Raw genomic sequence first — 24,937 nt, 5'->3', positions numbered from 1 at the left:
TCCTTATGGTTACCGGTCCAGGTCCGCCAACACGAAGTCAACGGACCCGATGATGGCGAGGAAGTCCGACAGCAGCCAGCCGCGGCTCAAGACCGGCAGGGACTGGATGTGCGGGAAGGTCGCGGTCCTGATCCGCATCCGGTAGGCGGTGTGCAGGCCGTCGGAAACCGCGAAGTAGCCGTATTCCCCCTTCGGGGCCTCGATGGGGGCGTAGCACTCGCCCTTTGGAGGGGACATCCCGCGGGTCGCGTTCACGAAGTGGTGGATCAGGGATTCGATGTTTTCCAGGGCGTCTCTTTTTTGCGGCAGCGTGTAACGGTAATCCTGGGAGATCCAGCGTCCGTCCGGCATCCCCTGGGCGGCCTGCCTGACGATGGAGAGCGATTGCCGCATCTCCTCCATGCGCACCAGGTACCGGGCGTAGCAGTCTCCCCCCTCGGCAGTGGCCACCCTGAAGTCGAAACGGTCATAGCCGCAGTAGGGCATCTTCTTGCGCAGGTCCCAGTCGAAGCCGCAGGCGCGCAGCATCGGCCCGGTGAGTCCCCACTCCAGCGCCTCATCCACCGTGATGGCGGAAACCCCCTTCAGCCGCGCCGTGAAAATGGGGTTGCCGGACAGAAGCTTTTCGTACTCGGCGAGGCGGGGGGGGAACCACTCCAGGAAAGCGTGGACCTTGTCCAGCCACCCCGCCGGGAGGTCGTCCGCGACGCCGCCGATCCTGAACCACGCGGGGTGCATCCGTCCGCCGGTGATCAGCTCCACGATGTCGAAGATCTTCTCCCGGTCGGTGAAGGTGTAGAAGACCGGGGTCATGGCCCCGATGTCGGCGGCGAAGGTCCCAAGCCACACCAGGTGGTTGGCGATGCGGAACAGCTCGCAGAGCATGACCCTGATGTACATGGCCCGCTCCGGCACCTCGATGCCGCAGAGCTTCTCCACCGAATTGACGTAGGCGAGGTTGTTCTGGACGCCGGCCAGGTAATCGACCCGGTCGGTGTAAGGCATGTACTGGTGCCAGTTCTGGCGCTCCCCGATCTTCTCGGCCCCGCGGTGGTGGTAGCCGATCTCGGTGTCCATGTCGACGATCTCCTCGCCGGAGAGTTTCAGGACGAAGCGCACCACCCCGTGGGTACCGGGGTGCTGGGGACCGAGGTTCAGGATCAGTGTCTCGTCGTCGACGCGGTCGAAGAAGTCGCTGCCGGGGAGGGTCCTGCGCCCGCGCGCATGCTCCGCGGTGTACGCGGGCATCTCGGTGGCCCGGGAGGGATGCTCCTTCCTGAGCGGGTGCCCTTCCCAGTCGGGGGGCATCAGGATCCTGGTCAGGTTGGGATGACCGGCGAAGCGGATGCCGAACATGTCGTACGCCTCCCGCTCGTACCAGTTGGCGACGGGGAAGACGGAGGTGACACTGGGGATCTCGGGGTACTCCCCGTCCAGCTCGGTCTTGATCCTGATCCTGCCGGGGGTGTCGAAGCAGGTGAGGTGGTAGTTGACGGTGAAGTCCCGGAACCTGTCCCTGTCGCGGCGGCAGGACTCGTCGACGCAGGCGATGTCCTCCAGGCGGCGAAACTGCGAAGACTTACGCTCCTTCAGGTGCTTCAGGAGCTCCGGCACCAAGCGGGCGGGGGCGCGCAAGGTCAGCATGTCGGCCCCTGCCTCGTCCCTGACCACCTCCCCATTGAATGCCGCCTGCAGTTCCTCTTCCAGCCCGAACTCGGGGTAGGGGAGCCGGGGCTGTTTCGGGCGCCAGAGCTCGTCCGAGCGGGGTGCGGCGAAATAGGGGTGCTGCATCGAGCTGCCGCGGATGGGAACCCCCTCCAGGCCCGGCCCGCGGGTGTCCCGCGACTTGGTGACGCCGTCCTCGAGGATGGGGGCGACGGTCCCCTGCGTTCCCCCCTGCATCCGGAGCACCGGACGGGTCGGCCGCTCCTCGCTCCTGATCTTTTGCTGCAGCAGCATGAGCCCTTCGAGGAAGGATTCGGGGCGCGGCGGACAGCCGGGTATGTAGAGGTCGACCGGCAGTATCTGGTTCACCCCCTGCACCACGGAATAGACGTCGTACATGCCGCCGGAGTTGGCGCAGCTTCCCATGGAGATGACCCATTTGGGTTCGGCCATCTGGTCGTAGAGCCTGAGGATGCTCGGGGCCATCTTTTTGAAGACCGTTCCCGCGATCACCATCAGGTCGGACTCGCGGGGCGTGCCGCGCAGCACCTCGGCGCCGAAGCGCGAAACGTCGTAGCGCGAGGTGAAGGAAGCCATCATTTCGACGAAGCAGCAGGAAAGCCCGAAGAACATCGGCCAGAGTGAGTTCGCCCTCCCCCAGTTGATCAGGTCGTCCAGGGAGGTGAGGAGGACGTTTTCCGGTATTTTTTCGTCGTCCCTCTCGCTCAAGATCTACCTCGCGTACGGGTGGCGGAAGGTCCCCACTCCAGCCCGCCTTTCATCCAGAGCCAGACGAGGCCGAGCATCAGGATGACGATGAAGACCGTGATGTGCACCAGCCCCTGGATACCCAGAAGATCCCAGGCGGTGGCCCAGGTCAGGATGAAGGAGCCTTCGACGTCGAACACGATGAAGAAGATGGCGATGAGGTAGAAGGGGACTTGCGAGGTGTGGCGGGCGGCACCGGTGGGGGCCACCCCTGACTCGTAGGGTATGTGCTTGTCGGCTGAATCATGGCCCGAGCCGAGAAAGTACGCTGCCGCCAGCAGGACGCCGATGAGCCCCACCGCGATGACGGTGTAAATGGCGAGGGGGATGAACTCGACCTGCTGTGCGGTGACTGGCATACCGGCCTTTCAATGAGAATAACAGGGGATTTTGGTACCCGTATAATCTAGCGTAGCGCCGCCGAAAGTCAATTAGTCCGCGGGGGAGGTGCGGATCATTAGATCAGGACATCATAATCTTGCTCCTCAGTATCAGGATCTCGAACGCCATGGCCGCTTTACTAATGAGTTTTTGTATCTCGGGCACCTTTTCGTCCAGGGGTGTTCTTCCCCCGCCGACGTACAGGACGGCGACCACGCGCCCCATCATCAGTAGCGGCACCAGAAGGTTGTTGAAAGGGGTGCCCCCCCCGAGGGCCTCCATGATGGCCTGGTTGCCGGGAGTGGGAGGCATGGGGCCCAGGAAGAAGCTTTTGCTCTGGTTCACCACGTTCAGCACCGAGGGGTCGCTCAGGGAAAGCTCCAGCCCCTCGAACTCCGGGACCGGCTTGTTGTCTACCCGCGCCATCCACCCTGTTGCGTTTCCCCCCCGCAGCAGGAAGAAGGCGACCCGCTTGAACTGGGGCCCCAGGTGGCCGGTGATCAGTTCAGCGATCCAGTCGCGGTCGTCGGCCTCGGCGAGCCCGGCAAGGACGCTGTCCAGCGAGTAGTCCTGCTCTGGTTCCTCCATCTCCTCCCGGTAAAGTTCCGCGATAGGCGCGGGCTTTGGAGCTGCGGCTGTCACCGTCTGTTGGGGCGGTTCCGCTGGAGGGGGCGCCGGTGCCGGGTGGGGCGCCGATTCGGGTGCCGGAGCCTGAGCAGGAGTAGAAGAGGCCGCCGGCGCAGCGGCCGGCGTCGCCGCAGGGGCGCCGGGGTGGAGTGGCGCCGGGGGCGGTGTCGTCTCGGGTTGCTCCAGGCCGGCAAGGCTCAATTCCTCCAGCATGGGGAGGTCGAGGATCTCTTCCTCGACGTGGGCGGGCCACTCACCGAGCGTCGGTGTCGGTTCTGGTGGGGGAGGGGGGGCTGTCACGACCCGTGCAGCCGGCGTAGCCGGGGAGGGGGCGGCGGAATGGGCGGCATGCTGCCTGCTCCTGCTTCTGCTGCCTCCCTCGACGCTGATGTAGCGCACGTCTCGCTTGATACCGTAGTACTTCTCCAGCGCCGTCACGATGCGCAGCTCCGGTGCGATGACCGGGACGATGATATAGCCGGTGGCGAACGCTATTTCATCAATGGCGTGCAGGTCGGTGGGATCGACCATCGCCAGGGTGACCTTGCGGTTGTTGAGCGCTATGGGGACCGCCTTGTACTTCTTGACGTAGTCCACCGGGATGAGCTTGATGATGTGAGGGGGGATGTCGAGCAGTTGTCCCGGAGCGGCGTGGGCGATGCCTACCTTCTGGCTGAGGAATTCCGCCAGATCCTGCTCGTCCAGGTATCCCATTTCCACCAGGTTGGTGCCGAAACGTCCTCCGAATATTGCCTGTCCTTTCAGCGTCTCATCAAGCTGGGCCGCCGTGATTTTTCCGGCCTTGACCAGCATTTCGCCCAACCTCATCTTTTCCAAGCTCCCCTCCGGCATGTCATCAAAATTGCAGGTATAACTCGTTGAGCCAGTGACAAAAAAAGCCGCCAACCCAAACGGCAGCGTCCGCGCGGACTGACCTTCCGGGCTGGACGGGACCGACTTTGTTAATCGAGCGCTAATTTAGAGCCGCCGCAGGACAATGTCAATAGCAAACGGTGAGTTGCGCCGGCTCAGCAAAGGTCGATTATCTCGTAGCGATTACTCCCCAGTTCCACCTCGTCTCCGAGCGACTTTCCTATCAGCTCCCGCCCCAAGGGGGAACCGGCGGTGATGACCAGTACCTCCTCGTCATCAAGCCGCAGTTTCAGCCCCCCTTCCTGCGGACCGATGAAGAAGGTTTTGGCCGCCCCCTCTTCGTCCAGGAGCGTCACCAGGGCCGTGAGCCGGATGCTGGCTCCCTCGCCGAAGGGGTGCAGGGGTAGCTGTCGGTAGGCCTGCAGGGCGCGCTTCAACTCCTGGGCGCGGTTTGCCTGCCCCTGTGCCACGTATGATGCTTCCAGGCTGAGCGTGTCGTATTTGTTATCGGGGATGTTTTCTTCGTGGATGGCGGCTTCGTGCGCGGTTTTGGCGGCGTTGGACAAAACCGACAGATCCTGCGTCAGCCTTTCGATGATTAGCCGGTGTAGCCGGCTTTTTCTGGATGTAACGATGGTGAACCTTCCTGAGTGTAATGTCCTGCCGGGGCCGTGGTGGCGGATATCCAGGCCCCTGGCGGACAGATACTATAACGCGGTTGGGAATCTGTCAAAGGAAGATGATTATTTTCCGGGGTACCAGTTGATCCCGAACAGGTGCATGTTGAGTCCGGGGTTGATCTTTCCGTTCAGGCCCGCGTTGGACATGTGCTGGAACCGGTAGGAAAGCGCGAACGTCGGGGTTAAGTGGTAGATGACGCCGGCATGGGAGATGAACTGCTCGATGCCGTTGTAATCTCTTCCGCCGAACCTGTCGCGGCCGAGCACCGCGATGCTTACGCCGAGGTCGAGCTCGACGGAGTTGTGATTGCCGATGGTAAAGACCGGACCGAGCGAACCGACGAGGCCGAGGTCGTCGCCGCTGGAAAGGGCCCCGGCCGTGAGGGATACCTCGGTTGAGATGCCCCAGCCACCTTTGCTGCGCAGGCTCCAGGGGAGCTGGTAGCAGGCGAAGGCCTCGATCATCTGGGCGCCGTGGTCCTTGCCGTCGACCGAGAATCCTCCTCGCACACCGAAGGGGCCCCAGTTGTTCGCCGACGCGGGGCCTTCTGCCCCGAGAGACAGAGCGATTGCGATCAACACCAGGCAGCAGATTCGTCTCATGGCGCGCTCCGTATTGGGGATTGCTAACGCTACTACATTTAAGCCTCCTTTTTCCTAAATTCAAGCACCGTCGAGTAGATGCGGCGCGGCGGTTCCCGGTCCCGGCACGGCCATCGCTGCAGCCTGATACCGCTGCCTTGCACAAAAACAACGGCGGATGTACTATTTAGTTGGTACTATGAGGGAGAATGAGGTTGGCAGGTACACGCCCGAAGGAGGTGGCCATGAAAGGATACCAACTGGTAAAGGAGATCAGAGACGCGAAGAGTGCTCACCCCGACCGGGTATTCATCAAGTGGTGGCGCAATGAGGAGGACTTCATTGACTTCGATCTGCTCGACAGGTTCCTGCAGAACCTGAAAGAGAGTGAGAAGATCGACGGGTTCGAGTTGATCAACGAAGATGAGATGTGGCGTACATTGGAGGCCCGTTGTCAGGGGAGAGTTTCCAGAGAGAAACGTGACGGAGACTGGGTGCTGCACTGGACGCCGCCGCCCAACAGGAAAGCCGAGGACGTGCAGACAGAGTACCCGTACACCGCAGAGTCTATGGTGAAGATTCTGGATTCGGAAACGAACTATAATTTCGTGGATTGAGCGGGAGATGCCGGCGCGGCACGGGGCGTAAAAGTAAAGGAAATGAGGGGCGAAGAACCGGTTCGCCCCTTTTCTTTTGCCTACCGTCCCTTCGCGAGCATCTTGAAGAAATCAAGCACCTTGTCCGGGTGCTCCGATGCTTTGGCGACCTTGGGCCAGTGTTTGATGACGATTCCCTCCGGTGAGATCACCACGGTGGAACGGATGGTGCCCATGGTGGTCTTGCCGTATTGCACCTTTTCGCCGAAGGCGCCGTACGTTTTCATCACCGAAGCGTCCGGGTCGGAGAGGAGGGTAAAGGGGAGCTTGAAATCGGCGATGAATTTGTCGTGGGACTTCAGGGAATCCTTCGAGACTCCGACCAGTACCGCTCCAAGTTGCTCGAAGAGCGCGTGCAGCTTGGCGAAGCCCACCGCCTCCGCCGTGCAGCCGGGGGTGTTGTCCCTGGGGTAGAAGAAGAGAACCAGGATCCTGCCTTTGTAATCTCCGAGCGTGTGCTCCTTCCCGTCGCTCCCCTGCAGCCTGAACTCCGGTGCCTTTTGACCTTCCAGAAACATAATCTCCTCCTTTGACGTGCTTCTCATTAGCCGATAAACCATAGCAGAATGGCCGTGGTTGGCAAGGGGAATGAGCATGACGCCTGTTGTAACCGGCTTTGATTCAAGGTATGCTGCCGCGGGTCAACGGAGGAGCTAAGATGAGCGGTATGATGGAGGCGGCGGTGGACCCGGCAAGGTGGCACCATTTTGCGGGGGTGCTGCTGGTCATCGCGCTGGCGGTATCGCAGGCGCGGGTAGGGAAGGCCGGTGCGTTCTGGCAGATCTGTTGGGCGCTCCCCGGGACGCTGCTGCACGAGCTGTCTCACCTCGTAGTCGCGGGTATCACCGGTGGGCGCCCCGTGGGGTTCACCATCGTGCCTCGCCGGGATGGTCCGGGGCGGTGGGTGCTGGGATCGGTTACCATCAGTAACCCCGGGACGGTGTCAGCGCTCCCTTCGGCGCTTGCGCCGTTATTGTTGAATCTCGTGGCGTATTACCTGTATCTCGGTTGGAGCCGGTGGTTCCCCGGCGATCTGCCGCACACGCTGTTGATGTACGTTGCCATTTACGTTTTCAGCTACAGCTCGGTACCGTCGGGCCAGGACCTGAAGGTTGCCGTTTCCAGTCCCGCCGGGGTGTTGCTTTATGGCGGGGCCGTGGGGGTGTGTTGGTGGCGGTGGGGGCTTTAGAGGCGGTTGCGGCTTTGTGCTCGGGTCCGGTAGAGGCGCTCGGTGAAACCACCTTCTTTTTCAAAGGCAGCAGCCTGGGCGTTGAGTTGGCGCTCCAGCAGTGAGCATGCCACCGCTATGAGGGTAAGCGCAGCGTTGGCCGCCGCCTCGGCATAGCTGCTAGTGGACCTTGTGGACCTTGTGGACCTTGTGGACCCGGTGGACCCGGTGGACCTGGTGGGGGCTGTGGGGGCTGTGGGGGCTGTGGGGGCTGTGGGGGCGGCTACCGTGGTCGCTTGGTGTCCACTTCGTTGTCCATGTGGTCCACCGGGTCCACTCAGTCCATGTCCACTTGGTTCTTGTCCACTTGGTTCCCCCTGCCCACCCCTGCAAACTTCCACCACCCAGCGGGCCACCTCGTCGGCGCTTTTACAGCGCCGGGCAACCAAGGCGGTGCGGCGCGGGTCTGAGCGATCCCACCGTGGCAGCCTGCGCTGACGCAGAAAGTCCTGGTAGTCCAGGCGCAACTCCTCTAGGCTGGTGCGGGCGACGTTGGTCAATTTCAACTCGGTCTTCTTGGAGGTCCCTGAAGCCTGACTTCCTTCCGCGATGTTCTGCACGCCGCTCCGGGCGGCCTGTACCATCTGGTCATGGGTCCTGCTCCGCTTGTCGATGTAGCGGTCGCAAAAGCGGACGGTCACGTCATACACCAATTGGGCCAGCTGAAAACTCTTCAGCTGACGATACCCCCCGTGGCTCTGCAACAGCTTTCCACTTTCGACGTCGACCATGGCTTCCTCCCCGGCACCAGGCATTTTACCACGGCACCTGGCTACCCCTTCCACCACGGCCCATAAAAAAAAGCCCGTCCACGTAGTGGACGGGCTTTTTTCATACCAGCAATGTCGCGGTCACAGCGACGCGGCGAGCCTTTCGAATTCTTTCTTCGAACGCACGATGCAGTCCTCGACGGCCATGCCAGCGAAATAGTTGCCGGTGACGTAGAGGTTGCTGCCGGCAACCAGACGGTCGATCTGGTCTGTGAGCCCCTTGTGCCCGACCACCGGGGAGGGAAGCTGGCTCTCGCGCTGCACCACCTGTTCCAGGTCCTCGGTCTGCACCTGCAACACGGAGGCGATCCGATTCAGCTTGGCCTCCAGGGATACCTTGCCCGCCTTGTAGTGGAAGCTGAAGCCGCGATAGCTGTCATGGAGCACGGTGTCGCGCGAAACGGCGGAGTAGAACTCCTCCCCGATCGGGATCAGGCCGGCCAGAAGCGGGAGCTTCAGCTTACTCTTCTTGACCGCCACCCCCACGCTCTCGATGGTTTCCAGCTTGATCTGGGTGAGTACCTCGGCGAGCTCCGGCGCGATCCCGGCGGCAAGCGCGGCGCTCGAGGGGGGAGGGGCGGCGAGGGTCAGCCGCGGCGCCTGGTAAGCGGTCCCGTCGGCGAGCTCCACCGTGTAGCCGTCCGTCCCCTTGGCGATGCGCGCCACCTCCGCGCCCGTCTGCAGGGTCACCCGGTCCGCGACGGCAAGCTTGTCGATGACGCTGTTAAGCCCTCCCTGCAGGGTGAAGCTCTTGATGACGTCCTTTCTCCTGGGGCGCTTGTTGAACAGCATGTCGGCGGGGAAGTCGTCGGCACGCTGGGAGATGACGGCGTTGAACGCGGGACCGAAGACCCGGTCATAGTTCTTGCGGCCGACGATGCTGCCGTAATAGGAGGAGACGCTGGCCCCGTCCTTCTTCAGGGTGAAGAGCTTCCACGCGGAAAAGGCGAGCTCGGGGAAGGAAAGCTGCGAAGGGATGCTCTTCACCTCGTTGTTCACCAGCATCTTGAACGACACCTTTTCCCTGGGAAGGATGCTCCCCATCAGGCCATGCCTCTCCATCAGCTCCAGCAATCCGCCGTAGGAGTTGTAGCAGGTGTGGGCACCAAGCTCCAGCCAGAACCCGGATGCGCTCCCTTCGAAGCGGTGTGAATGAAAGCAGCCCCCCGGCCGGTCGCTCTTTTCCAAAACCAGCGTGTTCAGCCCCTTGGCCGCTGCATGACTTGCGAAACTGAGACCGCTGATCCCTGCACCTATGACGATGGCGTCGAATTGCTTCATCTGGCAGCTCCTGTTTTTAAGGGTCGTTAATTCCAGCCTATATAAGCGCGGCTACGGCGGGTTGTCAAGGTTTACAACATGTTGACAATGGCTCGGTCAGCTATTACATTCTGTGAAGCTCAAAAGAAGGAATATGAAAGGGAATTAAGCATGGCACAGAACGATTATTACGAGGTGCTCGGTCTCAAGAAGGGCGCCTCGGCTGAAGAGATCAAGCGGGCCTACCGCAAACTCGCGGTCAAGTATCACCCGGACAAGAATCCGGGTGACAAGCAGGCCGAGGAGCGCTTCAAGGAGATCAACGAGGCCTACGCGGTACTCTCCGATCCCAAGAAGAAAGAGCAGTTCGACCAGTTTGGCTCCACAAACTTCCATCAGCGTTTCTCCCAGGAGGATATCTTCCGGGGCTTCAACGTGGACGACATGTTCCGCGACCAGGGCTTTGGCACCGACGACATCTTCTCCCGCATCTTCGGCGACGCCGTGCGGCGTCAGCGCGGCGGTCGCGGTCGCTCCATGGCCGCCAAGGGGGAGGACTTCTCGATGGAGATCCAGGTCACCTTCCGCGACGCCTACGACGGCGCCGAGAAACGGGTGGCCTTCATGCGCGACGGCACGCGCGAAGAGCTGTCGGTGAAGATCCCCGCCGGGATCGAGACGGGGGCGAGGCTCAGGGTGGCGGGGCGCGGCGCACCGGGGCGCATGGGGGGACCCGCCGGGGATCTCTACCTCTCGGTGACGGTGGGAACCGATCCGCTGTTCCAGCGTGAAGGCGCGGACATCGTGCTGAGCCACGAGGTGCGCTTCTCGCGGGCGGTGCTGGGGGGGCAGGTCGAGGTGCCGACCATGGAGGGGGCCAAGAGGATCAAGATTCCGGCAGGCATCCAGTCCGGCACCAAGGTGCGCCTCAAGGGGCTGGGGTTCCCGGTGCTCGGGTCGCAGGCGCGCGGCGACATGTACGTGAGGATCGCGGTGCGCGTGCCCGAAAAACTGTCGGCGCGCCAGCGTGAACTGGTCGAACAACTGGCAGCCGAAGAGCTCTAGCTTAAGCAACCCGCACGACATCCCACCATAAAAAAATCCCCCTCGCCGGGTGCCGGTGAGGGGGATTTTTGCTTTCGGGAAACGGTGTCAGGGGTGCTTGATGTCGATGCTGGCGGAGCTGCGCAGGTCCTTGACCCACTGGTTGAAGCGCTCGTCCGACTTCTTCTTGTAGAGCTGCTCTTCGATGGAGTCCTTTACCTCTTCGAAGGCGCGCCCCTTCTCCTGACTCTTCTCTTCCAGCTTGATGATGTGCAGTCCGGCAGGGCTTGCTACCAGTGAGCTCACCTCGCCCGGCTTCATCGCGGCGACGGTGTTGCCGATTTCGGCCAGCATGTCGCTTCTCTTGAAGGTCCCGAGATCCCCCCCGTTCTTGGCGGCCGCGGGATCCTGCGAGTACTTCTTGGCCAGTTCGACGAAATCCTCCCCCCCCCGTGCCTTCACCAGCACCTCGTTGGCGAGTTTCTCCACCTTGGCGGTGTCGCCGGCGCTCCCCTTCGGATCGAGCTTGAAGAAGATGTGGCGGGCATGGAAGGTCTCGCTGCTGCCGCCGTAGTCGGCGCGGTGGGTTTCGTAGTACTCGCGCGTCTCGCGCTCACCCACCTGGATCTTGGAGCGGACCTCCTGGCTCATGAGCCGCATCCGCTCCAGCTGCTCCTTGAGCTGCACCTTGTACTGCGGGAAGCTGAGCCCCTGGCTGGCGAGCGCCTGCTCAAGGGCCTGCTGGGTCAGGTTGTTCTGCTTCTTGACGTCCTCGATGGCCAGGCGCACGTCCTCGTCGCTCACCTTGATGTCAAGCTCGCGGATCTTCTGTTCGACCAGTTTCCGGTCGATCAGGCGGTTGATGGCCAGGTTACGCAGGTCGATTTTGTCGGAGGGGGGAAGCTTTTCGGCTTCCTTCTGCACCTGGGCGTATTCCTTGTCGACGTCGGTGTTGGTGATCACTTCGTCGTTGACGATGGCGGAGATGCCGCTGATCTGTTTGGTGCCGGCGAAAGCCGGGGCGATTGCGAAAAGGGCCAGCATGCAGCAGGCGATGATGATCTTAGCCATGGGTTCTCTCTGTGGCCGCGTGGCGCGGCGTTTGTGCAAAAACGGCCGGGCTCGCGCCCGGCCGTCGGTTCTTCGGTTGTTGCCTAACGGTTTCGGCTACTTGCCCTTGGCGGGCTGAGCCGGCTGCGCTGCCTCGCCCGGCTTGGCGGGGTGAGCTGCGCCCTCCTTGGCCCCTTCGCCGCCGAGCTCTTTCAGCGCATCTTCTTTCACGGAAACCTTCGCCTGCTTTTTCAGGTCTTCCTTCAGCTTCTTGAAGACCTCCTGCTGCTTGGCGGGCTGCAGGGCCGCCTTGATCTCGTCCTTCACCTCGTCCAGGCTCCGCGGGCCGGCCGGACGGGCGCCGGTCTTCTTGATGATGTGGTAACCGAACTGGGTCTTCACGATCCCGGAGGTCTCACCCTCCTTGAGGCCGAAGGCCACCTTCTCGAATTCGGGGATCATGGAGTTCTTGCCGAACCAGCCGAGGTCGCCCCCCTTGGGAGCTGCACCGTCGATGGAGTGCTTCTTGGCGAGCTCCTCGAAGCTCGCGCCGCCCTTAAGCTGCTTCTCGACATCCTTGGCCTCCGCCTCGGACTTCACCAGGATGTGGCTCGCCCTGATCTGGGCGTCGGATTTGAACTTGTCCTTGTTCTTGTTGTAGTACTCCTGCATCTCGGCGTCGGACACCTTGCCGGACTCCTCAATCTTCTTCTTGAGGAACGCCTCGACGATGACGCGCTTCTTCAGGTCCTCGAGCTTAGCGGCCACCTCGGGGCTCTTGTCGATGCCGTCCTTGGCCGCCTGCTGCATGATCAGCTCGCGCACCACCATGGTGTCGATCATCTCCTTCTTCCCCTCCGGGGTCTCGGTCATCGGCTTGAGCTGGGGAGGAAGAGCGGCCTGCTCCTTGTAGAAATCGTTGTCGGTGATGTTGGCGCCGTTCACCTCGGCGAGGACGATCCCTTTGCCCGGGCCTTCCTGCTTCGCCTCGGTGCCCGCCTGCTGCTTCTTGCAGCCGGTCATGGCCACGCTCAGTGCGAGTAAAAGTACTGCGGCAGTTTTGCTGAAATGCACGGTTGGCTCCTTTGAACTTGCTAATTTTATTTCAATCCGGTGAACGCTAGCATATCAGACTAGGCATTTCAAGACATTTCTGGCCTCCGCCAGCACCCCGTCGAAGGAGCTGTCGGCGACGCGCACGTAAAGCCGGAAGTCCGGCGTAAACCTGTATTTTCCCTTCTCTTTGCGCAGCAGTCCGGTGATGGCGTCGGGGGAGACCGGCGTCCTCTCGTGGAAGGCGAGCGAGAGCTCGTTGCCGGAGAACTCGATCTCCTTCACCAGCAACCGTTTCAAGGCGACGCGCAGGCGCATCACCTCCAGGAGGAAGAGCGCCGCGACCGGCAGCGGGCCGAACCGGTCCGCCAGCTCCTCGCGGATGTCGTCGATCTCGGCCTCGTCCGCCGGTTGGGTCAGCTTCTTGTAGATGAGCAGGCGCTGGTTCGGGTCCCGCACGTAATCCTCGGGGATGAAGGCGGGGACCTTGAGCTTGATCTCCGGCTCCACCCGGTCGGGGAGCGCCTCCCCCTTGAGGGTCCGCACCGCCTCGTCGAGGAGTTCGGTGTAGAGCTCGAAGCCGACCGCCGCGATGTCGCCGCTTTGGCGCGCCCCCAGCAGGTCGCCTGCGCCGCGGATCTCCAGGTCGTGGGTGGCGATCCTGAACCCGGCCCCGAGCTCGGTGAGCTCCTGGATGATCTTCAGCCGCTCGCGCGCGTCGGAGGAGATGGAGCCCTCCCCCGGGATGAGGAGGTAGGCGTAGGCGCGGGTCTTGGACCGGCCGACCCTGCCGCGCAACTGGTAGAGCTGCGAGAGGCCGAAGGTGTCGGCGCGGTTCACGATCAGCGTGTTGGCGGTGGGGATGTCCAGGCCGCTTTCGATGATGGTGGTGCACAAAAGGAGGTTCGCCTCGCCGTGCATGAAGGAGAGCATCACCTGTTCCAGCTCCTTCTCCGCCATCTGCCCGTGCCCCACGGCGATCTTCGCCTCGGGGACGATGCGCCTGAGCTCCTCGGCCATGGCGCCGATCGACTGCACCCGGTTGTGCACGAAGAAGACCTGGCCGCCGCGCCTCAGCTCCCGCAGGACCGCCTCGCGGATCAGCTCGTCGGAGGAGCGGGAAACGAAGGTCTTGATGGCGAGCCGGTCCACCGGCGGGGTGTCGATGATGGAGAGGTCGCGGATCCCCATGAGCGACATGTACAGGGTGCGCGGGATGGGAGTCGCGGTGAGGGTGAGGATGTCGACCACGGCCCGGAACTGCTTGAGCCTCTCCTTGTGCGCGACGCCGAAGCGCTGCTCCTCGTCCACGATCAGAAGCCCCAGGTCCTTGAAGACCACGTCCTTTTGCAGCAGGCGATGGGTGCCGATGACGATGTCGACTTCACCCTTTTTCACCCCCTCGAGGATCTGTTTCTGCTGCTGCGGGGTACGGAAGCGCGACAGCATCTCCACCCGCACCGGGTAATCCTTGAGCCGCGCGGCGAAGCTCTCGGCGTGCTGCTGGGCCAAAACGGTGGTGGGGACCAGGATGGCCACCTGCTTGCCGTCCAGGGTCGCCTTGAAGGCGGCGCGCATGGCCACCTCGGTCTTGCCGTAGCCGACGTCGCCGCAGACCAGGCGGTCCATGGGGCGCGGGCTCTCCATGTCGGCGATGACCTGGTCGATGGCGGCCGCCTGGTCCGGCGTCTCCTCGAAGGCGAAGGAGGCCTCGAAGGCCCGGTACATGTCGTCGGCGGGGGAGTAGCGGTATCCCTCCTGGACCTCGCGCGCGGCGTGGATCTTCAGAAGTTCCGCCGCCATCTCCTGGATCTCGGCGCGTGCCTTGGCCTTGGCCTTTTCCCAGCCGGCGCCCCCCAGGCGGTCGAGCCTCGGCTCGATCCCCTCGGCTCCCACGTAGCGCTGCACCAGGTTGATGCGGTCAACCGGGAGGTAGAGCTTGTCGCCGCCGGCGTACTCGAGAAGCAGGAAATCGCCTTCCAGACCGGTGAGGCTCAGGTGTTGCAGCCCCCGGTACAGCGCGACCCCGAAGTCGATGTGGACCATGTGGTCCCCCGGCTTCAACTCGGCCAGCGAGGTGAGGAGCTGTTTCTTTTTCGCCTCGGACAGGCCGCGCCGCTTCACCCTCTTGCCGAAGATCTCCTCCTCGGCGATCACCACCAGGCGCTCCTGCTCCAGGCGGAAGCCGCGGGATATCTCGCCGATCAGGATCTCCACCCGCCCGGCGGGGCGGGAGGCGGCGGTCCGGAACGAGTCCTGGGAGTGCTCCAGGGGGAGCCGGTAGTGCGACAGGAGCTCGTAGAGCCTCCTCGCCTGTCCCGCCTGGTGGCAGGGGATCAGCACGCGGTTCCCCGCCGCGATCCAGGTCACCATCTTCTCGGTCAGGGGGGCCAGCACCCGTTCCCCTTCCGGGGTGGTGTCCAGCCTGAGGTCCTGATTCCCCGCGCAGCCGACCCGGAGCTTCTCCCCCCCTTCCCCCTCGATCTCCAGGCGGGGGAACTCCAGGCGGCGCCCGGTTGCCAGCGCGCGCTCGAGCTCCTGCGCCGTGAGGTAGAGCTCGGCGGGATCGCAGACGATGGCGTCGCGCAGCTCGGCGCGTTTCGCCGCGCTCTCCAGATCCTCACCGAAGCGCTGCAGCGCATCGGCTACGGCCGCCGGGTCGACCAGGACCCGCACCGCGTTCTCCCCCGCGTAATCGAGAATGGACTCCAGCTGCGGGTGGAACAGGGGCTGCAGGAATTCGACCCCGGGGGGGTAGATGGCGTGCTGCAGCTGATCCAGAAGTTCCCGGCGCCGGTCGGCGCCGATGCCGAGGTGGTCGCAGCGGCGCTTGAGCCTCGGGGCGAGATCCTTCACCACCTGTTCGGAGAGGATCACCTCGCGGGAGGGGAGCAGCACCAGCTCCTCGAGCGGCTCGAGCGAGCGCTGGGAGACGGGATCGAAGAGACGCATGGTCTCGACCAGGTCGCCGAAGAACTCGATGCGCACCGGCTGCTCCCGGTCGGGGGGGAAGATGTCCAGGATGCCGCCGCGTACCGAGAAGGTGCCGCGGTCCTCGACCAGGGGGACGTGTGAATACCCTAGCTTCACCAGCTTCTCGACCAGGCCGTCCCGCTCCAGCTCCTCGCCCGCCACCAGGTAGTGGCAGACGCCGCCCAGGGTACCGCGGGGAATCACCCTCTGCAGGACGCTCGCCACCGGGAGCACCAGCGCCTGCACGCCGCCATCCAGGAGGCGGACCAGGGCGTTCAGCCGCTCTCCCACCAGGTCGGGGTGCGGCGAGGCCGCCTCGAAGGGGGTGACGTCCCAGGCGGGGAAGGGGAGTACCGTCTCCGGGCGCGCGGCGAAGAAGCGCAGTTCGCGGGTGATCTCGTCCGCGCTCTCCTGGTCGGCGGTCAGCACCACCAGCGGTGCGCCGACGTGGTCGGCAAGCCGCGACAGGAGGTAGGCCGGCGCCCCCCCCTCGAGCCCGGTCACACTCACCTGGCATGCGGGGGGATTCAGTTTCTCGTTGAGCTGTTTCAGGTACTGCGCTTCGGGCATGGTCATCGTGTCGTGGCGGGGCCTTTCGCTTTGGTGGGTGGAGCTCTCAAGCACCGGTTGAGCATAGCAAAAACGGGGCCGATTATCCAGACGCTTGCGGCCAAACTTTTTCCGCTCCCCCCAAATAAAAGTAAAGTAAATAACCGGAGCCGCCGAAGAGCCTCTTGAAGCCTGAGGAGTAAAAGGTGAGAGCGGTTTAATCAAGGGTGAGCCTATGAAACAAGAAGATATCCTCCACTCCGACGTGATAAATTACTTCAGCGCGGAGTTTGCTGCACTAGAGGAACGCCTCAAATCGGGCCGTCTGGAAGACTACCGTGAGCGCGTGCTGGTCAGCCGCAAGATCTCCGAGGCCGTGCACCTGCTCTCCCCCTACGTCCGGAGCGACCCCAGGGCCAGGCACCTGGTGAGAAACGCCGAGGCGCTCAGGAAGGAGCTCCTCTCGGTGCGTTCCATCATCGCGAAGCAGCTGTTGCAAAAAGAGAAGCAGTCCCTCCTCCAGGCCATCCTCATGCGCAAGAAGGGACGCCGCCCCGACGAACTGGCCGGCTGACCGCAGCGCACTGGTGCCGGGTCCGGCCCATCGTTGCTGCTGGGCCACCCGGTGTTTTACGTTCCCCTGAAGAATTCGCTTTACAATTAATGCGGCGTGTATTATATATCTCCTCCTTGTTGTGGAGAGATGTCCGAGTGGTTGAAGGAGCACGCCTGGAAAGCGTGTGTACGTTAATAGCGTACCGAGGGTTCGAATCCCTCTCTCTCCGCCATACTTACATTACCCTTTGCGGATAGACCTGATAGCTGGGTCCCGCGCAACGGAAGGTTATGAACCCCGTCAGGTCCGGAAGGAAGCAGCGGCAGTAACCGCCCCCGTGTGCCGCGGGGTAGCCCAGCTATCAGCTCTTTCCGCAACCCCCCGCCCGCCCCACACCCCGCACGAACCATGAACCACGTGAAGCCATAGAGGTACGCCGCCTTGTCCTATCTTGTCCTTGCTAGAAAATGGCGCCCCCAGACCTTCAGCGACCTGGTCGGCCAGGAGCATGTCAGTCAGACCTTGAAAAACGCCATCGACGGCGGCAGGGTCGCGCATGCCTTTCTCTTCACCGGCGCCCGCGGCGTGGGCAAGACCAGTTCGGCGCGCATCCTCGCCAAGGCGCTGAACTGCGAGTGCGGCCTGACCGTGGAGCCGTGCAACACCTGCTCCACCTGCATGGAGATCACCGACGTCAACTCGGTGGACGTCTTCGAGATCGACGGCGCCTCCAACACCGGGGTCGACGACATCCGGGAACTCCGCGACAACATCAAGTACCTCCCGTCGCGCTCGCGCTACAAGATCTTCATCATCGACGAAGTGCACATGCTCACCACCAACGCCTTCAACGCCCTTTTGAAGACGCTGGAAGAGCCGCCGCCGCACGTCAAATTCATCTTCGCCACCACCGAGCCGCACAAGGTCCCCATAACCATCCTGTCGCGCTGCCAGCGCTTCGACTTCAAGCGGATCGCGCTGCCGCGCATCGTCTCGAGGCTTCGCTTCATCGTGGACCAGGAGGGGGTGCAGGTCTCCGACGAGGCGCTCTCGGTCGTCGCCCGCAAGGGGGACGGCAGCATGCGCGACTCCCTCTCCACGCTGGACCAGGTGCTCGCCTTCTGCGGCAACAGCGTATCGGATGCCGACGTGGCCGCGCTTTTGGGCGTGGTGGACCGTCGCCTGATCATGGACGGCTGCCGCAGCGTGCTGCAGGCGGACGTCAAAGGGGCGTTGGAAATCGTGGCCCAGGTCGATTCCTTCGGCTACAGCATGCGCCAGTTCTGCCAGGAGCTTATCGACCGGTTCCGCAGCATCGCCATCCTGAAGGCGGTGGGGGAGCCGGGGGACCTCCTGGAACTCTCCGACGCCGAGCTGGGTGAGTTGAGGGGGCTGGGGGCCGGCGCCGGCCAGCAGGAACTGCAGCGCCACCTCGCCATCCTGCTCAAGGCCGAGGCCGAGATGGCGCATGCGGGCTTTCCGCGCCTGATCCTGGAAATGGCTCTGATGAAGATGGCGACGATGGCCCCCGCCATCCCGGTGCAGGAGCTGCTGACCCGGCTGGACGCCCTGGAAAAGGGGGCTCCCCGGCAGCGCGCCCGGCGCATCCGGCCCATCCCGCCCCCCCCGCGCGCCCCGCCGCTGCTCCCGTTGCCGCCGCGTCCCATCCCGCGCGCGACCCGGCGCCCGCACCGCATCATGCCGCGGCACCGGCGTCCCGTCCCGCAGCGGCGCCCCAGGCCGTCCCGGCCGCTTCCTTCGCTTCCGGCACCGCCGCCGACCTCTGGGGAGGCTTCGTGCAGGCTGTGAAAGGGAAGAAGCCGATGCTTGGGGGCGCGCTGGAAGAGGTGTACCCGGTCAAGGTGGCGCAGGGGATACTGGAAATCGGGTGCCTGCAGGGCTCTTTCCAGCTGACCCGCCTGCAGGACCCTGAGCAGATCAACGAGCTGAAGAGCCTGGCGCAGGCGCATTTCGGGGTGCCGACGCAGGTCAAGGTGGTTGCGCTGAACGCGCCGCCGACCGACGCAGCCCCGACCCTGTCGGAAAAAAAAAGCCTTGAAGATGCCGAGCGCAAGGCCGTCCTGAGGCGCGAGGCGGAGGAACATCCGCTGGTGGCCGCGGCGGTCGAGATGTTCGACGGCGAGATCGCCGAAGTGCAGGAGCTTTCGCAAAAAGAAGCGGTCAAATCATAACAACGTTCCGCGGTACGCTGCGACAATAAGAGAAAAATTGGAGGATACGATGTCTAAAGGTTTAGCGCAGATCATGAAACAAGCCCAGATGATGCAGCAGAAGATGGGCAAGCTGCAGGAGCAGGCGGCGGAGAAAACCGCCGAGGTCACCACCGGTGGCGGTGCGGTAACGGCGGTTGTCAACGGCAAGAACCAGGTGCTCTCGCTGGTCATCAAGAAGGAGGCCGTCGATCCGGAAGACGTGGAGATGCTGCAGGATCTGGTCATCACCGCCATCAACGAGGCGCTCAAGAAGGTGCACCAGGAGATGAGCGAGGAGATGAGCAAGATCACCGGCGGGCTGAGCATTCCGGGCCTTTTCTAGAGCTTCGCGGCGCCGCTGCGGGAATAGGATGAAGGGAAAGGGTGCATATCGGTTGGTGTGCGCCCTTTAATTATCCAATTCTACGATCAAATTTTTTTTCGTAAAAATAACCAGTAAAAACTTGTTTTATCCGTGGTGGGAATATGCTACATTTTTCGGGCTCGCTGACCAGGCTGGTGGGGGAATTGAAAAAACTCCCCGGCGTCGGTGAAAAAAGTGCCTTGCGGCTCGCCTTTCATCTGCTTAAATATCCCGGCAATATCGAGGCGTTAGCGGAGAGCCTCCTTCAGGTGAAGGAGAAGGTCGGTTTTTGCTCCCGCTGTTTTGCCATCACCGAGGATGATCCCTGCTGGATCTGCTCGGGGGAGCGGGACGGCGCCACGCTCTGCGTGGTGGAGGAGCCGCAAGACCTGCTGGCTCTGGAAAGAAGCCGCGCTTTCCGCGGCCGCTACCACGTGCTGCAGGGAGCGCTTTCACCGTTAAACGGCGTTACACCGCGCGACCTGAGGATCGCCGAGCTGATGCAGCGGCTGGAGGGGGGCGAGGTGCGCGAGGTGCTGATCGCCACCAACTTCACGGTGGAAGGGGAGGCGACGGCGCTCTACCTGACCAGGATGATCAAGCCGCTCGGGATCAGGGTGACGCGTCTGGCGCACGGCATCCCCATCGGCAGCGACCTGGAATACGTGGATGCGGCGACCGTGCAGCGGGCGGTGGAGGGGCGTTCGGAGCTTTGAGCCCCTCCCGGATGTGGGAACTAGAACGATCTTTTACCGTAAAGCTCAATTAGATTTTCAAACACAGGAGGAAATCAATGTCCCGCAGAATGGTAACAATCGACGGTAACACCGCGGCAGCGCACGTGGCGCACGCCACCAACGAGGTGATCGCCATCTACCCGATCACCCCCTCCTCGGTCATGGGGGAGATCTCGGACGAGAAGAGCGCCCGGGGCGAGAAGAACATCTGGGGCACCGTCCCCTCGGTTTCCGAGCTGCAGTCCGAAGGGGGCGCCTCCGGTGCCGTGCACGGCGCGCTCCAGGCCGGCGCCCTCACCACCACCTTCACCGCCAGCCAGGGTCTGTTGCTCATGATCCCGAACATGTTCAAGATCGCCGGCGAGCTCACCTCGACGGTGTTCCACATCTCGGCCCGCGCCATCTCCGCCGCCGCGCTGAACATCTTCGGCGACCACTCCGACGTCATGTCCGCCCGTTCCACCGGCTGGGGCATGATCTGCTCCAACAACGTGCAGGAGGTCATGGACTTCGCGCTGATCTCCCAGGCGGCCACCCTCAGGGCGCGCGTCCCCTTCATGCACTACTTCGACGGTTTCAGGACCTCCCACGAGGTGCAGAAGGTCGAGGAGCTTACCTTTGACGACATGCGCTTCATGATCAGCGACGAGCTGGTGCAGGCGCACCGGGCACGCGCGCTGACCCCGGACCGCCCGGTGCTGCGCGGCACCGCCCAGAACCCGGACGTCTACTTCCAGGGTCGCGAGACCGTCAATGCCTACTACCCGAAAGCCCTGCAGATCGTGCAGGAGGAGATGGACAAGTTCGCCGGGCTCACCGGCCGCAAGTACTCCGTCGCGGAATACGTCGGCGCCCCGGACGCGGAGCGCGTCATCATCGTGATGGGTAGCGCAGCCGACACGGTCCAGGAGACCCTGGAGACCCTGAACGCCGCCGGCGAGAAGGTGGGCCTGGTCAAGGTGCGCCTGTTCAGGCCGTTCCCGGTCGACGCCGTCGCAGCCTGCCTCCCCGCCAGCGTCAAGAAGATCGCCGTGCTCGACCGCACCAAGGAGCCGGGCTCCCTGGGCGAGCCGCTCTACCTCGACGTAAGGACCGCCATCGGCGAGGCCATGGCCGACGGCAAGACCTCCTTCAAGTCCTACCCGGTCATCGTGGGGGGGCGCTTCGGCCTGGGCTCCAAGGAGTTCACCCCGGGCATGGCCAAGGGGGTGTTCGACAACCTGAAAGCCGACAAGCCGAAGAACCACTTCGTGGTCGGCATCAAGGAGGACGTCACCAACTGCTCGCTCGACTACGATCCGGGCTTCGTGAACCCCTCCGCCGGTACCTACTCCGCCATGTTCTTCGGCCTGGGCTCCGACGGCACCGTCGGCGCCAACAAGAACTCCATCAAGATCATCGGCGAGAACACCGACAACAACGTCCAGGCCTACTTCGTCTACGACTCCAAGAAGGCCGGCACCGTGACCGTGTCGCACCTGCGCTTTGGCAAGGGTGAGATCCGCTCCCCGTACCTGATCGACCAGGCGGACTTCGTCGCCTGCCACAACTTCTCTTTCCTCGAGAAGTACGACATGCTCACCCGCGCCAAGGTCGGCGGCACCTTCCTCCTCTGTTCGCTCACCGACGACAAGGACCAGGTCTGGAACTCCATGCCGGTCGAGGTGCAGCAGCAGATCATCGACAAGAAGCTCAAGTTCTACGTGATCAACGCCATCGCGCTCGGCGAGAAGCTGGGGCTTGGCGCCAGGATCAACGTGATCATGCAGACCGCCTTCTTCAAGATCTCCAACATCATGCCGCTCGACGCCGCCATCGCCTCCATCAAGGACGCCATCAAGAAGTCCTACGGCAAGTCCGGCGAGAAGGTGGTCGAGATGAACAACAAGGCGGTGGACGCCGCCCTCGAGAACATCTTCGAGATCACCGTCCCGGCGACCGCTACCAGCAAGATCAAAAAGCCCGCCGTGGTGAGCGCCCACGCTCCCAAGTTCGTACAGGAAGTGACCGCCCAGTTGATCGCCGGCCACGGCGACGACGTTCCGGTCTCCATGCTCCCGGCCGACGGCACCTTCCCGACCGCGACCTCGCAGTACGAGAAGCGCAACATCGCCGTGGACATCCCGGTATGGGACGAGCAGCTCTGCATCCAGTGCGGCATCTGCTCCTTCGTCTGCCCGCACGCCACCATCAGGATGAAGGTGTACGACGCCGACAAGCTGGCCGGCGCACCGGAGACCTTCAAATCCGCCGACGCCCGCGGCAACGAGTTCAAGGGGATGAAGTGCACCATCCAGGTAGCCCCCGAGGACTGCACCGGCTGCGCCGCCTGCGTGGCCAACTGCCCGGCGAAGTCGAAGGAGGACCCGAAGCACAAGGCGATCAACATGAAGTTCCAGGCGCCGCTGCGCGCCTCCGAGGCAGCCAACTACGAGTTCTTCCTCAACCTCCCCGAGACCGACCCGAGCCTCTTGAAGCTCGACACCCTCAAGGGAAGCCAGCTGGTACGCCCGCTCTTCGAGTACTCCGGCGCCTGCGCCGGCTGCGGCGAGACCCCGTACCTGAAGCTCATGTCCCAGCTCTTCGGTGACCGCGCGCTCATCGCCAACGCCACCGGCTGCACCTCGATCTACGGCGGCAACCTGCCGACCACACCCTGGGCGAAAAACGCCGACGGGCGCGGCCCGGCCTGGTCCAACTCGCTCTTCGAGGACAACGCCGAGTTCGGCTTCGGCATGAGGCTCGCCGTGGACAAGTTCAACCAGGCGGCGCTCGAGCTGATCGATACCATCTCCCTCCCGGCCGACCTCGTGGCCGAGATCAAGGGCGCCGACCAGAAGACCCAGGCGGGGGTCGAGGCACAGCGGGGCCGCGTGGCCAAGCTGAAGGAGATCCTCTCGGCTTCCGGCGACGCCGCCGCCAAGAAGCTCCTCTCCATCGCAGACTACCTGGTCAAGAAGTCGGTCTGGATCGTCGGCGGCGACGGCTGGGCCTATGACATCGGCTACGGCGGCCTCGATCACGTCATCGCCTCCGGCAAGAACGTTAACCTCCTGGTGCTCGACACCGAGGTGTACTCCAACACCGGCGGCCAGGCATCGAAGTCCACCCCGATGGGCGCCGTGGCACAGTTCGCCGCGGGGGGCAAGCCCCAGGCCAAGAAGGACCTGGCCATGATCGCCATGGCCTACGGCAACGTCTACGTCGCCAAGGTGTCCCTCTCCAACCCGGCCCAGGTGGTCAAGGCGTTCATGGAGGCCGAGGCCTACGACGGCCCGTCGCTGATCCTCGCCTACAGCCACTGCATCGCCCACGGCATCGACATGGCCACCGCCGTCGAGACCCAGAAGCGCGCCGTCGCCTCCGGTCACTGGCCGCTGGTCCGCTACAACCCCGAGCTGGCCGAGCAGGGCAAGAACCCGCTCGTCCTGGACAGCAAGGACCCGAGCATATCTCTCGAGGAGTACGCCTACGGCGAGAACCGCTACCGCGTACTGAAGAAGAACAACCCCGAGGCGGCCGCCACCCTCATGGCCCGCTCCTCCGAACTCACTGCACGCCGCTTCGATCTGTACAAGCGGATGGCTGAAATGGACTTCGAGAAATAGGAAAGACACGTAACAAAAGCGCTTGACAGGGGCCAGACCCGTGCATAAAATCTTTACCTGTGCCGGGGATGGTCCCGCAATCACGTAAAAGAGTAGTAACAGGAGAAGTGGTAATGGCTAAAGGTGTAGTGAAGTGGTTCAATGACAGCAAGGGTTTTGGTTTCATCGAGCAGGAGAACGGCGAGGATGTGTTCGTACACTTCTCCGCGATCCAGAGCGAAGGGTTCAAATCTCTGGCAGAGGGCGATTCTGTAACTTTTGACGTGCAGCAGGGACCGAAAGGCCTCCAGGCAGCCAACGTAGTAAGGGTTTAAAGTCCATCCTTTAAACGACGAAAAGCCCCCGGGGGAAACCCCGGGGGCTTTTTTTTTGTTCGCTATGTTCGCTGTTGCAGGTGCGGTAGTCCGCCCCTCCCTATTCGATGCAGTTCCCCACCGATCCGGAGCGGCAGATGGTCTTGTCGGTCCACAGGGCGCCGTCCAGTTTGGCGCCGGCGAGCCTTGTGCCGCGCAGGCGCGCCTGGTTCAGCGACGCCCCGCGCAGGTCCGCGCCGGAAAGGTCGGCGAGCTCCAGGTCGGTCTCGGAGAGGTCGGCGCGCTCCAGATTGACCGATTGCAGCTTGGCCCGGTTGAACTTGGCCCCGGACAGGTCGTAGCCGTTCAGGTTGAGGCCGCTCAGGTCGGTGCCGGAAAAGTCCCGGCTGCCGGCCAGAATCCCCTGGACCTCGGCGGGGGTCATGCGGCGGTCGAGCACCTTGCCGGCCACGGCAGCCCCGCCTCCCTTGCCCTTCTTCCCCTTGGCGGCGACGGTCCCCTTCTTGCCCCCCTTGGCTTTCTTCAACTTCCCTTTGACATTCTTCTTGCCGGCACCTTTCTTGGTCACCTGGGCCGCGGGCTTGCTGAGCTCGGACTCCTTGGCCAGCGCGGCGAGTTTGGCCTCGGCCAGTTTCAGCTTCAATGCCTCGGCCGCGTTCTCCCCTGAGTCGCCGGCGGCGCGCTCCTTGGCCGCCTTGGCGGGCTCGGGCCCGGCAGCGCTGGCCTGTGCGGCAACGAGCGTCTGTCCGGCCCATAGGGCGAAAGCCATGGTGAAGCAGGCGATGGGGGGTGCGAAATAGCGGTTCATGGTGCGCCTCCGTTACTGATTTCCTCTCCGGCATGAACCGGAAGGAAGCTTCGTTCCTTATCGGCACCCTTCGAAAAAGCTGAAGGGTGTTTGCTTGTGGTGGCGGCCGGCTTCTCATTATAATGAATCTGTTGGCTGCACAATGAAGGGTGCATGTGCTATATTTTACAGCTGCGCA

At 63.1% G+C, this 24,937-nt stretch carries 22 protein-coding genes, 1 tRNA gene and 1 other RNA gene; 12 read left to right on the top strand and 12 right to left on the bottom strand.

Annotated features, from left to right (window positions below; translation table 11 throughout):
* Positions 1 to 9: 9 nt before the first annotated feature.
* The 5 genes from KP001_RS15815 to KP001_RS15795 all read right to left on the bottom strand — a co-directional run bounded on the left by KP001_RS15815 (position 10) and on the right by KP001_RS15795 (position 5,597).
* The gene (locus KP001_RS15815; protein ID WP_217286547.1) at positions 10 to 2,394 is read right to left on the bottom strand and encodes an NADH-quinone oxidoreductase subunit B/C/D; all 2,385 of its coding nucleotides are present in this window, start codon (positions 2,392 to 2,394) and stop codon (positions 10 to 12) included.
* Positions 2,391 to 2,792: an NADH-quinone oxidoreductase subunit A gene (locus KP001_RS15810; protein WP_217286546.1), complete on the bottom strand. Its 402-nt coding sequence runs from the start codon at positions 2,790 to 2,792 to the stop codon at positions 2,391 to 2,393. Before KP001_RS15810 ends, KP001_RS15815 begins: the two co-directional genes overlap by 4 nt.
* Before the next feature lie 103 nt (positions 2,793 to 2,895).
* Positions 2,896 to 4,269, bottom strand: coding sequence for a GspE/PulE/PilB domain-containing protein (locus KP001_RS15805; RefSeq protein WP_217289630.1), 1,374 nt, complete (start codon positions 4,267 to 4,269; stop codon positions 2,896 to 2,898).
* A gap of 200 nt (positions 4,270 to 4,469) precedes the next feature.
* A complete protein-coding gene (locus KP001_RS15800; RefSeq protein WP_217286545.1) occupies positions 4,470 to 4,880 on the bottom strand; it encodes a GreA/GreB family elongation factor in 411 nt (136 codons plus the stop codon).
* A gap of 177 nt (positions 4,881 to 5,057) precedes the next feature.
* The gene (locus KP001_RS15795) at positions 5,058 to 5,597 is read right to left on the bottom strand and encodes an acyloxyacyl hydrolase (protein WP_217286544.1); all 540 of its coding nucleotides are present in this window, start codon (positions 5,595 to 5,597) and stop codon (positions 5,058 to 5,060) included.
* Positions 5,598 to 5,821: 224 nt separating this feature from the next.
* Here KP001_RS15795 and KP001_RS15790 point away from each other — a divergent pair, with 224 nt between their 5' ends.
* Positions 5,822 to 6,193 carry a hypothetical protein gene (locus tag KP001_RS15790; protein WP_217286543.1) on the top strand — a complete coding sequence of 124 codons (372 nt, stop codon included), beginning with the start codon at positions 5,822 to 5,824 and terminating at the stop codon, positions 6,191 to 6,193.
* A gap of 80 nt (positions 6,194 to 6,273) precedes the next feature.
* Here the strand turns inward: KP001_RS15790 and KP001_RS15785 are convergent, their stop codons facing one another.
* Positions 6,274 to 6,750, bottom strand: coding sequence for a peroxiredoxin (locus tag KP001_RS15785; RefSeq protein WP_217286542.1), 477 nt, complete (start codon positions 6,748 to 6,750; stop codon positions 6,274 to 6,276).
* A gap of 140 nt (positions 6,751 to 6,890) precedes the next feature.
* On the opposite strand from KP001_RS15785, the gene KP001_RS15780 reads away from it, so the two are divergent.
* On the top strand, positions 6,891 to 7,421 hold the full coding sequence (locus KP001_RS15780; protein ID WP_217286541.1) for a hypothetical protein: 531 nt from the start codon (positions 6,891 to 6,893) through the stop codon (positions 7,419 to 7,421).
* Here the strand turns inward: KP001_RS15780 and KP001_RS15775 are convergent.
* Positions 7,418 to 8,191 carry a four helix bundle suffix domain-containing protein gene (locus tag KP001_RS15775; protein WP_217286540.1) on the bottom strand — a complete coding sequence of 258 codons (774 nt, stop codon included), beginning with the start codon at positions 8,189 to 8,191 and terminating at the stop codon, positions 7,418 to 7,420. The genes KP001_RS15780 and KP001_RS15775 overlap by 4 nt on opposite strands.
* A 120-nt stretch (positions 8,192 to 8,311) precedes the next feature.
* Positions 8,312 to 9,511: a protoporphyrinogen/coproporphyrinogen oxidase gene (locus tag KP001_RS15770; RefSeq protein WP_217286539.1), complete on the bottom strand. Its 1,200-nt coding sequence runs from the start codon at positions 9,509 to 9,511 to the stop codon at positions 8,312 to 8,314.
* 150 nt (positions 9,512 to 9,661) lie between these two features.
* Between KP001_RS15770 and KP001_RS15765 the strand changes: the two genes are divergently transcribed.
* The gene (locus KP001_RS15765; protein ID WP_217286538.1) at positions 9,662 to 10,555 is read left to right on the top strand and encodes a DnaJ C-terminal domain-containing protein; all 894 of its coding nucleotides are present in this window, start codon (positions 9,662 to 9,664) and stop codon (positions 10,553 to 10,555) included.
* A gap of 87 nt (positions 10,556 to 10,642) precedes the next feature.
* Here KP001_RS15765 and KP001_RS15760 read toward each other — a convergent pair whose 3' ends face one another.
* From KP001_RS15760 to mfd, 3 genes are all read right to left on the bottom strand, one after another.
* Complete coding sequence (locus tag KP001_RS15760; RefSeq protein WP_217286537.1) at positions 10,643 to 11,605, bottom strand: peptidylprolyl isomerase; 963 nt, start codon at positions 11,603 to 11,605, stop codon at positions 10,643 to 10,645.
* A 96-nt stretch (positions 11,606 to 11,701) separates the two neighbouring features.
* A complete protein-coding gene (locus KP001_RS15755; protein WP_217286536.1) occupies positions 11,702 to 12,658 on the bottom strand; it encodes a peptidylprolyl isomerase in 957 nt (318 codons plus the stop codon).
* A 54-nt stretch (positions 12,659 to 12,712) separates the two neighbouring features.
* Positions 12,713 to 16,186: a transcription-repair coupling factor gene (gene mfd, locus KP001_RS15750; RefSeq protein ID WP_217286535.1), complete on the bottom strand. Its 3,474-nt coding sequence runs from the start codon at positions 16,184 to 16,186 to the stop codon at positions 12,713 to 12,715.
* Between the two features lie 208 nt (positions 16,187 to 16,394).
* On the opposite strand from mfd, the gene KP001_RS15745 reads away from it, so the two are divergent.
* The 9 genes from KP001_RS15745 to KP001_RS15710 all read left to right on the top strand — a co-directional run bounded on the left by KP001_RS15745 (position 16,395) and on the right by KP001_RS15710 (position 23,951).
* The gene (locus tag KP001_RS15745) at positions 16,395 to 16,733 is read left to right on the top strand and encodes a hypothetical protein (protein WP_217286534.1); all 339 of its coding nucleotides are present in this window, start codon (positions 16,395 to 16,397) and stop codon (positions 16,731 to 16,733) included.
* Between the two features lie 123 nt (positions 16,734 to 16,856).
* Positions 16,857 to 16,947 (top strand) — tRNA-Ser (locus KP001_RS15740).
* A 32-nt stretch (positions 16,948 to 16,979) separates the two neighbouring features.
* Positions 16,980 to 17,078: signal recognition particle sRNA small type (ffs, locus tag KP001_RS15735), an RNA gene on the top strand.
* A 78-nt stretch (positions 17,079 to 17,156) separates the two neighbouring features.
* Positions 17,157 to 18,524, top strand: a complete 1,368-nt coding sequence (gene dnaX, locus KP001_RS15730; RefSeq protein WP_239027805.1) for a DNA polymerase III subunit gamma/tau — start codon at positions 17,157 to 17,159, stop codon at positions 18,522 to 18,524.
* The gene (locus tag KP001_RS22070; RefSeq protein WP_239027804.1) at positions 18,512 to 18,907 is read left to right on the top strand and encodes a hypothetical protein; all 396 of its coding nucleotides are present in this window, start codon (positions 18,512 to 18,514) and stop codon (positions 18,905 to 18,907) included. The genes dnaX and KP001_RS22070 overlap by 13 nt, the downstream gene beginning before the upstream one ends.
* A 49-nt stretch (positions 18,908 to 18,956) precedes the next feature.
* The gene (locus KP001_RS15725) at positions 18,957 to 19,271 is read left to right on the top strand and encodes a YbaB/EbfC family nucleoid-associated protein (RefSeq protein WP_217286533.1); all 315 of its coding nucleotides are present in this window, start codon (positions 18,957 to 18,959) and stop codon (positions 19,269 to 19,271) included.
* Positions 19,272 to 19,414: 143 nt separating this feature from the next.
* A complete protein-coding gene (gene recR, locus KP001_RS15720) occupies positions 19,415 to 20,008 on the top strand; it encodes a recombination mediator RecR (protein WP_217286532.1) in 594 nt (197 codons plus the stop codon).
* A 77-nt stretch (positions 20,009 to 20,085) separates the two neighbouring features.
* Entirely contained in the window at positions 20,086 to 23,637 is a 3,552-nt protein-coding gene (gene nifJ, locus KP001_RS15715) for a pyruvate:ferredoxin (flavodoxin) oxidoreductase (protein WP_217286531.1), read from the top strand.
* Positions 23,638 to 23,750: 113 nt separating this feature from the next.
* Positions 23,751 to 23,951 carry a cold-shock protein gene (locus tag KP001_RS15710; RefSeq protein WP_129125226.1) on the top strand — a complete coding sequence of 67 codons (201 nt, stop codon included), beginning with the start codon at positions 23,751 to 23,753 and terminating at the stop codon, positions 23,949 to 23,951.
* A gap of 100 nt (positions 23,952 to 24,051) precedes the next feature.
* Here the strand turns inward: KP001_RS15710 and KP001_RS15705 are convergent, their stop codons facing one another.
* Positions 24,052 to 24,759 (bottom strand): pentapeptide repeat-containing protein, encoded by a 708-nt coding sequence (locus KP001_RS15705; RefSeq protein ID WP_217286530.1) that lies wholly within the window; start codon positions 24,757 to 24,759, stop codon positions 24,052 to 24,054.
* Positions 24,760 to 24,937 lie beyond the last annotated feature (178 nt).

Origin of the sequence: Geomonas subterranea (assembly GCF_019063845.1) — a bacterium.
Classification (GTDB): domain Bacteria; phylum Desulfobacterota; class Desulfuromonadia; order Geobacterales; family Geobacteraceae; genus Geomonas; species Geomonas subterranea.
Note: the sequence above shows the minus strand (reverse complement) of the source record. Positions and strands in the feature narration are given on the sequence as shown.

Bases quoted from the DNA above. Each gene is read 5' to 3' on its own strand.
- KP001_RS15780 (WP_217286541.1), top strand. From the start codon at position 6,891: ATGAGCGGTATGATGGAGGCGGCGGTGGACCCGGCAAGGTGGCACCAT.
- KP001_RS15805 (WP_217289630.1), bottom strand. From the start codon at position 4,269: ATGAGGTTGGGCGAAATGCTGGTCAAGGCCGGAAAAATCACGGCGGCC.
- KP001_RS15775 (WP_217286540.1), bottom strand. From the start codon at position 8,191: ATGGTCGACGTCGAAAGTGGAAAGCTGTTGCAGAGCCACGGGGGGTAT.
- KP001_RS15725 (WP_217286533.1), top strand. From the start codon at position 18,957: ATGTCTAAAGGTTTAGCGCAGATCATGAAACAAGCCCAGATGATGCAG.
- KP001_RS15790 (WP_217286543.1), top strand. From the start codon at position 5,822: ATGAAAGGATACCAACTGGTAAAGGAGATCAGAGACGCGAAGAGTGCT.
- KP001_RS15810 (WP_217286546.1), bottom strand. From the start codon at position 2,792: ATGCCAGTCACCGCACAGCAGGTCGAGTTCATCCCCCTCGCCATTTAC.
- KP001_RS15765 (WP_217286538.1), top strand. From the start codon at position 9,662: ATGGCACAGAACGATTATTACGAGGTGCTCGGTCTCAAGAAGGGCGCC.
- recR (WP_217286532.1), top strand. From the start codon at position 19,415: ATGCTACATTTTTCGGGCTCGCTGACCAGGCTGGTGGGGGAATTGAAA.
- KP001_RS15705 (WP_217286530.1), bottom strand. From the start codon at position 24,759: ATGAACCGCTATTTCGCACCCCCCATCGCCTGCTTCACCATGGCTTTC.
- nifJ (WP_217286531.1), top strand. From the start codon at position 20,086: ATGTCCCGCAGAATGGTAACAATCGACGGTAACACCGCGGCAGCGCAC.
- KP001_RS15760 (WP_217286537.1), bottom strand. From the start codon at position 11,605: ATGGCTAAGATCATCATCGCCTGCTGCATGCTGGCCCTTTTCGCAATC.
- KP001_RS15770 (WP_217286539.1), bottom strand. From the start codon at position 9,511: ATGAAGCAATTCGACGCCATCGTCATAGGTGCAGGGATCAGCGGTCTC.
- KP001_RS15710 (WP_129125226.1), top strand. From the start codon at position 23,751: ATGGCTAAAGGTGTAGTGAAGTGGTTCAATGACAGCAAGGGTTTTGGT.
- KP001_RS15745 (WP_217286534.1), top strand. From the start codon at position 16,395: ATGAAACAAGAAGATATCCTCCACTCCGACGTGATAAATTACTTCAGC.
- KP001_RS15785 (WP_217286542.1), bottom strand. From the start codon at position 6,750: ATGTTTCTGGAAGGTCAAAAGGCACCGGAGTTCAGGCTGCAGGGGAGC.
- KP001_RS15795 (WP_217286544.1), bottom strand. From the start codon at position 5,597: ATGAGACGAATCTGCTGCCTGGTGTTGATCGCAATCGCTCTGTCTCTC.
- mfd (WP_217286535.1), bottom strand. From the start codon at position 16,186: ATGACCATGCCCGAAGCGCAGTACCTGAAACAGCTCAACGAGAAACTG.